General features: G+C 68.1%; 12 protein-coding genes. 6 read left to right on the forward strand and 6 right to left on the reverse strand.

The features are described from left to right. Window positions 1-12: 12 nt before the first annotated feature. From G5S35_RS10590 to G5S35_RS10600, 3 genes are all read right to left on the reverse strand, one after another. The gene (locus G5S35_RS10590; RefSeq protein WP_065058260.1) at window positions 13-735 is read right to left on the reverse strand and encodes a DUF2968 domain-containing protein; all 723 of its coding nucleotides are present in this window, start codon (window positions 733-735) and stop codon (window positions 13-15) included. A gap of 285 nt (window positions 736-1020) precedes the next feature. Beyond that, window positions 1021-2526 (reverse strand): gamma-glutamyl-gamma-aminobutyrate hydrolase family protein, encoded by a 1506-nt coding sequence (locus tag G5S35_RS10595; RefSeq protein ID WP_074983927.1) that lies wholly within the window; start codon window positions 2524-2526, stop codon window positions 1021-1023. 225 nt (window positions 2527-2751) lie between these two features. Beyond that, window positions 2752-4509, reverse strand: a complete 1758-nt coding sequence (locus G5S35_RS10600; RefSeq protein WP_065058258.1) for a cation:proton antiporter — start codon at window positions 4507-4509, stop codon at window positions 2752-2754. A gap of 256 nt (window positions 4510-4765) precedes the next feature. Between G5S35_RS10600 and G5S35_RS10605 the strand changes: the two genes are divergently transcribed. Beyond that, a complete protein-coding gene (locus tag G5S35_RS10605) occupies window positions 4766-6184 on the forward strand; it encodes an amidase (protein ID WP_074983929.1) in 1419 nt (472 codons plus the stop codon). Between the two features lie 202 nt (window positions 6185-6386). Next, window positions 6387-6917 carry a disulfide bond formation protein B gene (locus G5S35_RS10610; protein WP_065058257.1) on the forward strand — a complete coding sequence of 177 codons (531 nt, stop codon included), beginning with the start codon at window positions 6387-6389 and terminating at the stop codon, window positions 6915-6917. Window positions 6918-7337: 420 nt separating this feature from the next. Here G5S35_RS10610 and G5S35_RS10615 read toward each other — a convergent pair whose 3' ends face one another. Next, complete coding sequence (locus tag G5S35_RS10615; RefSeq protein ID WP_183038281.1) at window positions 7338-7496, reverse strand: hypothetical protein; 159 nt, start codon at window positions 7494-7496, stop codon at window positions 7338-7340. Window positions 7497-7603: 107 nt separating this feature from the next. Here G5S35_RS10615 and xdhC point away from each other — a divergent pair, with 107 nt between their 5' ends. From xdhC to guaD, 4 genes are read left to right on the forward strand one after another with little or no spacing between them, the layout of a single operon-like run. Continuing rightward, the gene (xdhC, locus tag G5S35_RS10620; protein ID WP_183038282.1) at window positions 7604-8722 is read left to right on the forward strand and encodes a xanthine dehydrogenase accessory protein XdhC; all 1119 of its coding nucleotides are present in this window, start codon (window positions 7604-7606) and stop codon (window positions 8720-8722) included. Between the two features lie 38 nt (window positions 8723-8760). Further along, entirely contained in the window at window positions 8761-9798 is a 1038-nt protein-coding gene (locus G5S35_RS10625; protein WP_110327976.1) for an adenosine deaminase, read from the forward strand. 40 nt (window positions 9799-9838) lie between these two features. Continuing rightward, window positions 9839-10138, forward strand: coding sequence for a hypothetical protein (locus G5S35_RS10630; protein ID WP_110327975.1), 300 nt, complete (start codon window positions 9839-9841; stop codon window positions 10136-10138). 22 nt (window positions 10139-10160) lie between these two features. Beyond that, the gene (guaD, locus tag G5S35_RS10635) at window positions 10161-11468 is read left to right on the forward strand and encodes a guanine deaminase (protein ID WP_183038283.1); all 1308 of its coding nucleotides are present in this window, start codon (window positions 10161-10163) and stop codon (window positions 11466-11468) included. A 114-nt stretch (window positions 11469-11582) separates the two neighbouring features. Here the strand turns inward: guaD and G5S35_RS10640 are convergent, their stop codons facing one another. Both G5S35_RS10640 and G5S35_RS10645 read right to left on the reverse strand, forming a co-directional pair. After that, entirely contained in the window at window positions 11583-12263 is a 681-nt protein-coding gene (locus tag G5S35_RS10640; RefSeq protein ID WP_065058251.1) for a DUF4136 domain-containing protein, read from the reverse strand. A 93-nt stretch (window positions 12264-12356) separates the two neighbouring features. Next, window positions 12357-12509 carry a hypothetical protein gene (locus G5S35_RS10645; RefSeq protein ID WP_176080822.1) on the reverse strand — a complete coding sequence of 51 codons (153 nt, stop codon included), beginning with the start codon at window positions 12507-12509 and terminating at the stop codon, window positions 12357-12359. Between the last annotated feature and the right edge of the window lie 38 nt (window positions 12510-12547).

Below are 12547 nucleotides of genomic sequence, written 5' to 3' on the forward strand. Positions count from 1 at the left end.
CCGCGCCGCACGCTATCGCCGCGATCCGGGCAAACCCAGTTCCGTTTCGCGCTGCAACTGATCGACCTGATTCTGCAGCGTGCGCAACTGCACCTGCGCCTGCACCTTCTGCGCGTTGAGCGCCCGCGCGTCGACCTGCATCTGACGCTGATAATCGTCCACGCGCGCCTGCTGCGTGCGCGCCACGTCGAGGTCCGCCTGCAGACGACGCGCGCGATCTTCGTTAATGGCGATCACCCGTTCGATGAACGCCTTCTGCGCCTCCAGTTGCGTGCGGCGGATTTCCACGTCTGACAGCCGCTGCGTTTGCTGCGCGAAGTTGGCGTAGATGGCCTCCGCACGCGTTTCGTCCTGCGAACGGATCACGCGCCAGAAGTGCTTGTCCTGGAACAGCACGATGTAATACGTCATCTCGGGCGGATAGAAAAACAGGCTCGCACCGTAGCTGGCGTTGTAGGTCGTGCGCATTTCCACGAGTTGCTGATCGTGGATGAGCTGCATCAGCGTGGCGACATCGCCCTGCGTCGCGCCCAGCGTGGCCTGATCGTCCACGATGTCCGCGCGCGGCGATGCGCCGGCCGGCTGGGGTGTCAGGCTGTCGAGCGACGGACGGCTGCCGGCGACCGGCATGGCCTCGCTCGCGGGCGCGCCGGCCCATGCGGCCGCGCCATGCTGCATCAACAGGATGGCTGCGGCCCCCAGCAAGGCGCGGCGCACGGGAAGGGTTTGCTTCATGACTGCCTGTTCCGTTGTCGATTCCGAGTAACCGCTTATTATCGCCGCCCGAAAATCTCAAAAACGGCATTAAATTCGGATAACCGAAGAATCCATCCGACGCTTATCCGATATCACTGACTCCCGACCAGGAATTCGCGGCCAAAGCGCAGGAATGCGCAGGAATGCCCAGAAAAGAAAAAGGGCGAATATCTCGCCCTTTTTTACCCCGTTGCGCTGCGCTTCACATATTCACTACACGCTCACCACACGCTCATCGGGCGCATGAAAGTGCATGAAAGCGCATCAGAAGCGCGTTTCGCGCGCCGAACGCAGGAACGCGTCGAGCAGCGGCGTGCAGTCGAGCAGTTCGGCGCCGCCCGCGCGATGAAACTCGGGATGCCACTGCACGCCCACCACGAACGGCGCACGGCGATAGCGCACCGCTTCGATCAGCCCGTCACCGGCCGACACGGCCTCGACCGTGAGATCGCGGCCGAGGGTGCGCACGGCCTGGTGATGAATCGAGTTCACGACAGCCTCGCGATGGCCCGGGAACATGCTCGCGAGCGACGAGCCCTCGGGGAACGTGACCGCATGCCGATGCTGATCGTAGTGCTCGCTCACGTGCACGCCCGCCGTCGGCACATCGGTGGCGATGTCCTGATACAGCGTGCCGCCGAATGCCACGTTGATGAGCTGACAGCCGCGGCACACGCCGAGCACCGGCTTGCCCGACTCGATGAATTCGTGCAGCAGTTCGAGCTCGTACATGTCGCGCACGCGGTCGCCGGGCCACTCGGGGCGCGCGGCGGTTTCGGCGTAGGTCTGTGGCGAGACGTCGGCGCCGCCTTGCAGCAACAGACCGTCGAGATGCTTCGCGTAATCGCGCAAACGGATGTTGCTCGGATGCAGCATCCCCTGATGGCCGACCGTCGGAATCATGAAGACGATCACGTCGCGCGACATGACCCAGTGCGCGATCGACTCCTCCAGATATTGCAGCGTCTTGCCGCGCAGACCCTGCGCGCCAGGCTCGGGGTGGAAGATGCGCGCCGAGACGCCGATGCGCAGCGTGCGTTGCGTGATGCGCTGCCCCGCGCGGTCAAAAAGCTGCCGTGCGCGCGCCGCGATGATGCGTCCGAGCACCGACCACGCCGAATCGCTCGGCCGCAGATAGCGCGGCGGATCGGGCGGCAGCGCACCCGGCGGCGGCGGATGCTGCGCGCTGAAATCGGGCGCCTGGCCAAAGCCCGCGGGCGCGGCGCCGGGCCGCGCGCCCGCCGCGGCTTGCGCCTCGGCGGTTTCCGCAGGCGGCTGGGCGGCCGGGTTCGCACCGACGTGCGGGGCAGCCGCGTCGCCCGCCGGCGCGGGCGCCTGACGACCGGCGTCCGCCGTTTCCTCGATCTGGACCTTCGGCACGCTCGCCGACGGCTTGCGCGACGCGGCCACTTCGGCTTCCTGACGCGCCACCGCTTGCGCCGCGGCCTCGCGCGCCTCGGCCGCCTCCTGCGCCTGGCTGGGCTGGACAGGCTGGCCGCCGCCCGGCTCCTCGTCGGCGCCGCCGCCCGAACTGTCCGCGCCCGGCACGTCGGACGTCACCGCCGACGCGCTCGCGGGCGCATCGGTCGACGCGCGTCGCGCGGCTTCATCGGCGGAAGCGGGAGAAGTGGAGGAAGCGGCAGAAGCGGCGGGCGTCGCCGAAGCTGCGGGCGTGGAAACAGGAGGAGCGGAAGCGCCCGGCTCGGAGGACTGGGCGGGACGGCCAGCGCCGTCGGGAATCTCGGGGTGGTCGGTCTTGTTATCGCTCATGACGTGGGGACGGGCGCGCCGCGCGCGCGAACGAATGAACAGGCCTCCGATTATGCGTCGCACCGCAGGCCGTTGCCACCCCAATGCACAAATGCTCACACTCGGTGACATTACGCATCACACGACGCCGCGAATTTGCCGCGAACCCGCCGCGCCGCCGCGCAAGCGCCATGCCGCGCGGCAGCCCCGGCGCACGCGTGCCTCGGCGCGCCGTCCCACGCGCCGCTACGAATCCTGCCGTTCGTCGAAGGTCTCGCGCAGCGCGATCTGCATGCTCGCGTGGATCCTCACGCACCAGCGCCACAGCAGCATCGTGAGCAGCGCCGCGCAGACGAGCACGCCGATCAGAAAACCCGTCGGCGGCAGGATCGTGCCCGAGAGCGCCGCCACCAGCACGAACACGCCGATCATCGAGACGGCCGGCACCAGTTCCGCGATCGCGTGGCGCAGCGCGCGCGTGAAGCGCCCCGCCTTCTCCGGCTGCACGCTGACCTCGGCGAGCATCAGCGCGAGCGACTGCGTCTTGCGCCACACGGCGACGAGGAACGGAATCGCGAGCACGAGCGCCGCGCTCCAGAGCACGACGCGCTGGATCCGCTCGTCGGGCACCCAGTTCGCGATCAGCGGCGCGGCGTAACGCGCGCCATACGACATGCCGATGAAGATCGCCGACACCAGCGCCAGATTCACCGCGATCTGCACCACGATGCGCCGCGTCAGCGAAAAGAGCGTCGGTCCGTTCGAGCGCGGCATCAGCGCGCGCAGCCATTGGCTGTAAAGGCCGAACACGTTCGAGACGGCGGGCGGCATCGCGCGCGCGAGGCGCTGCGACAGCGGATCGGCCACGCGGATCAGATACGGCGTGGTGAGCGTCGTGATCGCCGAGACCGTCACCGCGATCGGATAGAGAAAGCCGCTCGTGACCTTCAGCGTCAAGCCGAGCGAGGCGATGATGAACGAGAACTCGCCGATCTGCGAAACGGTCATGCCCACGCGCATCGCCGTGCGGCCGTCGCGGCCAGCGAGGAAGGTGCCCAGTCCGCACGACACCAGCTTGCCGAACACCACGGCGAGCGAAATCACCGCGATCGGCCACGCGTAGTCGACCAGCACGAGCGGATTGAGCATCAGCCCGATCGTCACGAAGAAGATCGCCGAAAATGCGTCGCGCAGCGGCGCGACCAGATGCTCGATGCGCTCCAGGTGCCGCGACTCGGCCATGACCGCGCCGATCAGGAACGCGCCGAGCGCGATCGAATAGTCGAGCTTCACGACCAGCAGGCAGAAGCCGAAACAGAAGCCGAGCACCGAGACCAGCAGCATCTCGTCGCTGCCCACGCGCGCCACGTAGCCCAGCACGCGCGGCACGATCAGAATGCCCGCCAGCAGCGAAACCAGCATGAACAGGAGCAGCTTGCCGAGCGTGATGAGCGCGATGCCGGGCGACAGCTCGCCGGTCTGCGCGATGCCGCCGAGCAGCACCAGCATGGCGATGCCCAGAATATCCTCGACGATCAGGATGCCGAACACGAGCTGCGCGAACGGTTCGCGCTTCACGCCCAGATCGGCGAGCGCCTTGACGATGATGGTGGTCGACGAAATCGCCAGGATCGCGCCGAGAAACAGCGAATCCATCGCCGCCCAGCCGAACGCGCGGCCGATCTCGTAGCCGAGCCAGAGCATCACGACGATTTCGGAAATCGCGGCGACGATGGCCGTCGCGCCCACCTGAAAGAGCTTGCGCAGGCTGAATTCGAGCCCGAGCGAGAACATCAGGAACACCACGCCGAGTTCGCCCATCGTCTGGATGGTCTGCTCGTCGTGGATCAGCTGGAACGGCGGCGTGTACGGCCCGATGATCACGCCCGCCGCGATATAGCCGAGCACGACCGGCTGCTTCAGGCGATGAAACAGCACGGTGACGATCCCCGCGATCGCCATCACCACTGCCAGATCCTGAATGAAGCCGATTCCTTGATGCATGTACGATATTCCTTACAAAACGCTGTCTGATGCCTGAATGTTACCCGATGATCGGCGTCGGCCAAATCGTCGCAATCGAAAAAAGCACGGCCTACAATGATGCGTCCCTGGGCGGCGCGGGCCGCGCGTGCATCTTCCGGCGCGCCCATTGCCGGCTTGCCGCCGCGCAATCCGACACAAGCACCGCCCCGCTCCGTCACTGCTCCGTCACCGTTCCATCACCGCTTAACGAACCGCCATCGAGCCGCCTCTCGCCATGACCGCTTCCGCTGCTTCTTCCGCTTCCTCCGCTTCCGCCACCACGCCGCTCGCCCCGTTCCCGCCGCTCGCCCAGTTGGCCGCCGATCTGGCCGCGGGCCGCACCACGAGCCGCGCGCTCGCCGAGACCGCGCTCGCGCGCATTGCCGATCCGGCGGGCCAGGGCGCGACCGTGTTCACGCACGTCGACGCCGAACGCGTGCGCGCCGCCGCCGACGCGCACGATCGCCTGCGCGCGGCGGGCACGGTGCTCTCGCCGCTCGCGGGCATCCCGGTGTCGGTGAAGGATCTGTTCGATGTGCAAGGCGAAGTCACGCGCGCGGGCTCCACGGCGCTCGCCGGCGCTGCGCCCGCCGAGGCCGATGCGCCCGTGGTCGCGCGCCTGCGCCGCGCGGGCGCGCTGCTGATCGGCCGCACCAACATGAGCGAGTTCGCGTTTTCCGGGCTCGGCCTCAATCCGCACTACGGCACGCCGCTCTCGCCGTATCGCCGCGACGTGAAGGGCGACGAGCGCGTCGCGGGCGGCTCGTCCTCGGGCGCGGCGGCGTCGGTCGCCGACGGCATGGCCGCCATTGCGCTCGGCACCGACACCGGCGGCTCGATCCGCATTCCCGCCGCGTTCTGCGGCCTGACCGGCTTCAAGCCGACCGCCGCGCGCATTCCCCGCACGGGCGGCGTGCCGCTCTCCACCACGCTCGACTCGTTCGGCCCGATCGGCAACAGCGTGGCGTGCTGCGCGCTGGTCGACCGCCTGCTCGCCGGCCTCGCGCCGGTCGTGCCGGGCGCGCGCCGTCTGGAAGGCGTGCGGATCGGCGTGCTGACGAACTACGTGACCGACGGCATCGATCCCGCCGTCGCCGACAGCCTCGACACGGCGCTCAAGCATCTCGACGCGGCGGGCGCGATCGTCGACGAGGTGCGCTTCGCACCGTTCGAGCAGTTCGCGGACATCAACCGCATCGGCTTTTCGTCGATGGAAGCGTACGCGTGGCATCGCGAGCTGATCGCGCAGCATCGCGACCAGTACGACGCGCGCGTGCTCGCGCGCATCCTGAAGGGCGAGGCGGCGCGCGCCGTCGACTACCTCGATCTGATCGCCGCGCGCGCGGCCGTGATGGAGCAGGCGCAGGCCACGCTGTGGTCGCGCTTCGACGCCGTGATCGCGCCGACGGTGCCGATCGCGCCGCCCGCCGTCGCCCCGCTCGCCGCCGACAACGACGTCTTCGCGCAAACCAACGCGCTGGTGCTGCGCAATCCGAGCGCGTTCAATTTCCTCGACGCCTGCGCGCTGTCACTGCCGATCCATCATCCCGGCGACGCGCCCGTCGGCCTGATGCTCGCCGCCGCGCCTTACGCCGACGACGCGCTGCTGGCCATCGGCCGGGGCGTGGAAGCGGTGCTCGCGCCGCTGCGCTGAGGCTCGGGACGCGAGCGTGTCGTGTGGGTTGCGGCGGGCTTGCGGCGGCCGCAAGCCCGCCGAAGCCCTCGCGGATCGCATCGCACAGCGTTGCGCGACAAGCCGCTTCCTCGCGCGGGGCAGCCTTCGCGCTAGAATCCCGTCACGCCGTCGCCGCCGCGCCCGTCGCGCGCTGCGCCACTCACCCGAAGAAAAACGCCACATGAACGACGATAACGCGCTGTTGCGCCGCGAACGCGGCCTGCTGGTCCTGCTGGGTCTGATCTGCCTCGCGCTGCTGGCCGGCGCGCTCTATATGCAGTACGTGGAGCATCAGGACCCGTGTCCGCTGTGTATTCTCACGCGCTACTTCACGCTGCTGATCGCCGTGTTCGCCTTCCTCGGCGCGCGTCTGACGAGCTGGCGCGGCGTGCGCGTGCTCGAAGCGCTCGTCGTGCTGTCGGCGGCGGGGGGCATGGTCGCCTCCGCGCGTCTCGCCTGGGTGCAGGCGTTCCCGAGCTTCAGCTGCGGCTTCGATACGCTGCAGCCGATCGTCGACGCCCTGCCGCCCGCGCACTGGCTGCCCGGCGTCTTCAAGGTGCGGGGTTTGTGCGAAACCACCTACCCGCCGATCCTCGGTCTGTCGCTGCCGCTGTGGTCGCTGGTGGCATTCGCCGTGATCTTCCTCGCGGTGCTCGCAAGCCTGTGGAGCAACCGCCGCCGTCAGGTGTCGTGGCCCGGCATCCGTCGCTGATTTCGCGACGCTGATCCACCACGTCGATCTGGATTGCCTGCCGCGCCGCCCACCCTGGGCGGCGCGGTCGTTTGCGGCGGTGGTTTCCGCTCGCCGGGCCCGCTCAAAGGGCCGCAACACGCTCCGCGAAGTGCCTGCAAAGTCAACGCTACGCCGCGCCTGACATGGTCGCCGGCTGATAACCCCCATCATGCGCAGGGAATACTTTTCAGGCGCTGTCAGTGCTAAATTCGCAACTGGATGGCGATCTACGTGCGCGAGGCCGATCAAGGCTCGCCTGGTTTTTGCGTAACGCGCGCCTGATCCGCAATGTCTCCCGGGCTTCACATGACAACGCAAACCATCCGATCCGTCCGCCGAGGCGCCGTGCATTTAGTGCATCTAGTGCATGCAGCGCCCGCCAATGCACGCTTGACGCGTCTATTCCGGCTTCTTCCCGCCTCTGGCCGTCCGTCCACGCATCTTCTCCAGGTGCGGATCCGTCATCTCGTCGATATCGACGCTTCGCGAGCGCTCGACCGCCGCGCCGCACGACGCGCAATGACGCTGCGTCGTCGCGAACCACTTGGGTTCTGGCATGCTCGAACCCTTGAGCGCGCGGCAGCGTCACGCCGCGCGCCACGCCATGACGATCCACCGGCCGCGCGCCCGACGCGCCGCCACGCCGTTTTGTAGGAGAAGCACCGATGCAAGCCTGGCTCACCGATCTGCAGCAATTGCTCGCGCATGGCGACGCCGCCGTGCTCGTGACCGTCGCGCGCGTGGAAGGCTCGGCGCCGCGCGAGGCCGGCACGAAGATGATCGTCACGCGCGAGGCCGCGCGGCACACGATCGGCGGCGGCCATCTGGAATGGAAAGCCATCGAGATCGCCCGCCAGGTGCTGCGCGACGGCATGCGCACGCCGCACGCGCGCCGTCTGGAGCGCCTTGCGCTCGGCCCGAGCCTCGGCCAGTGCTGCGGCGGCGCGGTCGTGCTGGCATTCGAGCGGCTCGACGTGGCCGATCTCGGCTGGCTCGCCACGCTGGCGCGCCGGCTCGCCGCGGGCGCATCGACCGTTCGTAGCGTATCATTCCGCTCCTCGCGGAATGGCGACCCGTCCGGCGGACCTGCGAGCCCGACCAGCTCGGCGAATCCGGCAAGCAGCGCGGACACCGGCGTCGACGCCGTCCTGCTGTCCGAGCCGGAACCGGGCGCGCAGGCGGCCGACTGCCTGCTCTGGGACACCAGCGCGGCCTCGCCCGGCGCCAGCACGATCCTGCTCACCGAGACCATCGCGCCGAACGACTTTCCCGTCGTGCTGTTCGGCGCGGGCCACGTCGGCGCGGCGCTCGTGCGCGTGCTCGGCACGCTGCCCTGCCGCGTGCGCTGGGTCGACGCGCGCGACGCGGCGTTTCCCTCGCCGGAAGCGTTCGCGGCGCTGGGCGCGCCGAACGTCGTCATCGACGCCAGCGACGCACCCGACGACGCCGTCGACGCCGCGCCGCCCGGCACCAGCTTCATCGTGATGACGCACGATCATGCGCACGACCTCGATCTCGCCGAACGCATCCTGCGACGCGGCGACTTCGTGTTCTTCGGCATGATCGGCTCACACGCGAAGCGCAAGCAGTTCGAGCACCGGCTGGCCGCGCGCGGCATCGACCCGATGCAGATCGCGCGCATGAACTGCCCGCTCGGCGTGGACGGCATCGTCGACAAGTCGCCCGAGGTCATCGCCATTTCGGCCGCCGCGCAGTTGCTGCAGGCGATCGAGGCGGCCTCGGCGCCCGCGCGCTCGACAGCCGCCATGCCCCATTCCGCGTGATGTCACTTATTGAACGAACAGAATCGACCGACCACACCATGACGATCACGACCCACGCCAATCCGCTGGTCCAGAAGGCCTTCGGCGCACCGAAGGCCGAGCTGCACATCCATATCGAGGGCTCGCTCGAACCCGAACTGATCTTCGCGCTCGCGCAGCGCAACAACGTGACGCTCGCGTACGAATCGATCGACGCGCTGCGCGCGGCCTACGCGTTCACCGACCTGCAATCGTTTCTCGACATCTACTACGCGGGCGCGAGCGTGCTGCTGCACGAGCAGGACTTCTACGACATGACGATGGCGTACTGCGAGCGCGCGCTCGCCGACCACGTCACGCACACCGAAATTTTCTTCGATCCGCAGACGCACACCGAGCGCGGCGTGTCGATCGACACGGTGGTCGCGGGCATCGACCGCGCGCTCGCCGACGCTGAAAAGCGCGGCCTCACGAGCAAGCTGATCCTGTGCTTCCTGCGCCATCTGAGCGAAGCCGACGCGCTCGCCACGTGGGACGCCGCGCTGCCGCTGTTCGACCGCTATCCGCGCATGATCGGCGTGGGCCTCGACTCGTCGGAGCGCGGCCATCCGCCTTCGAAGTTCGAGCGCGTGTTCGAGAAGGCGCGCGCGAAGGGCCTGAAGCTCGTCGCGCACGCGGGCGAGGAAGGCCCGCCCGCCTACATCTACGAAGCGCTCGATCTGCTCAAGGTCGACCGTGTGGATCACGGCGTGCGCAGCATCGAGGACCCGGCGCTCGTCACGCGCCTCGCCGACACGCGCGTGGCGCTGACCGTCTGCCCGCTCTCGAACACGAAGCTCTGCGTGTTCGACGACATGACGCAGCACACGCTCAAGCAACTGCTCGATCAGGGCGTCGCGGTCACGGTCAATTCCGACGATCCGGCCTACTTCGGCGGCTACGTGAACGAGAACTACAGCGCGATCATCGACGCGCTGAAGCTCGACGATCAGGAGGTTTATACGATTCTGCGCAATGGCTTCGAGGCGTCGTTCGTGACGCCCGAGGAGCGCGCCGCGCTGATCGCGAAGCTCGACGCTTACTGGACGGCGAACTGAGCCGCAACGCGTTCGGCAAGCGCGGCGAGCGCTGCACGCGTTGCAGCAGGCCTCGCCGCCGCGCTGCCTGATCGGCACGGAACGCATCTGCACCAGACGCATCGGCCCGGGCAGCGCCCATGACGCACGAAGCAAGTTTCAGGGAACGGCGCACGCGCGCCGCGCCTGGGGCGCTGTCGCGCCTCGATTTGTCGACGCCCGGTTTTCGCCGCCGATAAAGAAAGCCGACGCCGGACCGACGACGGCGCGCCGCGTTCTCAGGAGCGGCGCGCGCGATGCGCGCCAATGCGATGACGAAGCCATGACGAAGCGCGCACGCAAGCTGCTGACGAATACCTGAATTTTCCGGAGACGAAGGACTCATGACTCAATCGGCTTTTCGCGCAAAACTGTTGACGTTCACCGGCGACCCCGCGCAGTCGCCCGACGCCGCCGTGTTCCACGAGGACGGCGTCGTGATCGTCGAGGATGGCCGCGTGGCCGCGTCCGGCGCGTGGTCCGCGCTCAAGGACCGCGTGAGCGACGGCGCGAGCGTGCAGGACCTGCGCGACAAGCTGATCGTGCCGGGCTTCATCGACACGCACATTCACTATCCGCAGACCGACATGATCGCGTCGCCGGCGCCGGGCCTGCTGCCGTGGCTGGAAACGTACACGTTCCCGACCGAGCGCGGTTTCGCCGACGAAGCCGTGGCCGCCGACACGGCGCGCTTTTTCGTCGACGAACTGCTCGCCAGCGGCACGACCACGGCGCTCGTCTACTGCACGGTGCACAAGCAGTCGGCCGACGCGCTCTTCACGGCGAGCGAGGCGAAGAACCTGCGCATGGTCGCGGGCAAGGTGCTGATGGACCGCCACTGCCCCGAGTTTCTGCGCGACACGACGCAAACCGGCTACGACGACAGCGCCGAGCTGATCGCGCGCTGGCACAACAACGGCCGCCAGATGTACGCGCTCACGCCGCGCTTCGCGCCGACCTCGACCGAGGCGCAGCTCGAAGCCTGCGAGGCGCTCGCGAAGGCGCACGGCGACATCTTCATTCAGAGCCACGTGGCCGAGAATCTCGACGAGGTGGCATGGGTGAAGTCGCTGTTTCCGCGCCAGCGCAGCTATCTCGACGTCTACGACCATTACAGCCTGCTGCGCCGCCGCGCGGTCTACGGCCACTGCATCTGGCTCGACGACGAGGACCGCCGCCGCATGGCCGAAACCGGCGCGGTCGCGGCGCATTGCCCGACATCGAATCTGTTCCTCGGCAGCGGCCTGTTCGACTTCGCCAAGGCGCAGGAGACGCAGATGCCCGTGACGCTCGCGACCGACGTGGGCGGCGGCACCTCGTTTTCGATGCTGCAAACCATGAACGAGGCGCACAAGGTCGCGCGCATGGGCGGTCATCATCTGACGGCCACGCGCATGTTCTGGCTCGCGACGGCGGGCGCGGCGCAGGCGCTCGATCTCGCCGACAAGATCGGCACGCTCGCGCCGCAGTCCGAAGCCGACTTCGTGGTGCTCGACCCGAAGGCGACGCCGCTGCTCGCGCGCCGCACCGCGCGCGCGGACTCGCTCGAAGAACTGCTGTTTGCGTTCGCCCTGCTCGGCGACGACCGCGCCGTCTACGAGACGTATGCGGCAGGCGCGCGCGTGCATAGCCGCGAGCAAGCGCGACGTTAAGGCGTGATCGCGTCGAACCAGGCGCTGGAGCGAACAGCCCAAAACAAAGCGCGCCGGACCTTGCGGGTCCGGCGCGCTTTTTTTCATGCGCTGCGGCGAGTGGAATCGCGCAGCTTACTTCGCCTGCGCGTTGCCGGGCGCCGAAGCGGGAACCGGCGCGGCCGCCTCGTTCGGCGCGCCGCCCTGCTTGTCGAGCGGCAGCTTCACCTGTGTGACCGTGCCGTTCTGCAGCGGGAAATTCGCGAGCGCGCTGCGCACGAGGTAGGGCATCACGCGCACGAGCGAGGGATCGTCGCCCGAGGTGCGCGCGGAGACGTTATAGACCTCCTTGCCGCTGCCCTTCTCCGTGATGCGGATCGACAGCGCATGCGAATAGACCGGATAGCTCTGGTTCACGTAGGCCGGACCGTACGGTCCCCAGGGACCCCACGGATTGAACGGCCCCCAGTACGGGCTCGGCCACGGGTTGTAGAACACCGGCTGGGCGACCGTCACGGTGTCCATGCGGCTGCCGTAGGCGAGGCCCACAAGATAGCGCGCCTGCGGCTCGGGCACCTGATGGAACGCCTGCACGTCGAGCCCGTCGGCCACGAGATTCTCGTAGGTCGACTGCTCGATGCTGTGTTCCTGAGTGGGATTGCGCGTGAACGCATAGGTGCGCGTGGCGTCGCTGCCGCCGTTCCAGGCGGAGAACGCGGTCACCTGGCTCGTCACGTACGTGGTACAGCCGGACATCGTCACGGCTAGCGCCGCCAGCATCAGCAGGGCGCGGCGGGTCCATCGGTCGGGCATCATGGTCTTCTCGTTGCAGTAGTGCCAGTGGTGGGAAAAGCGCAGTCGTGGGGACCGCGTGCTTCACCTGTTTGCGTTACGAATCAGCCGCCTCGCTTATTCCCTGTCTGATGCAGTTTCGCGAGCTGCGCGCCGGTACGTCGAAAGCCGACTGAAATCGGGGTCGCGCTCGTTTTGCGGCAGCACGATCATACTGACTCGCGCGGTGCCGGGAAAGTTCGGCGCCGCCGCGCGCGGCCATTTGCTCATGATGCGCCTTCTGTCGCGAACCCCGCCGCTTTTTGTCC

Origin of the sequence: Paraburkholderia tropica (assembly GCF_014171495.1) — a bacterium.
Classification (GTDB): domain Bacteria; phylum Pseudomonadota; class Gammaproteobacteria; order Burkholderiales; family Burkholderiaceae; genus Paraburkholderia; species Paraburkholderia tropica.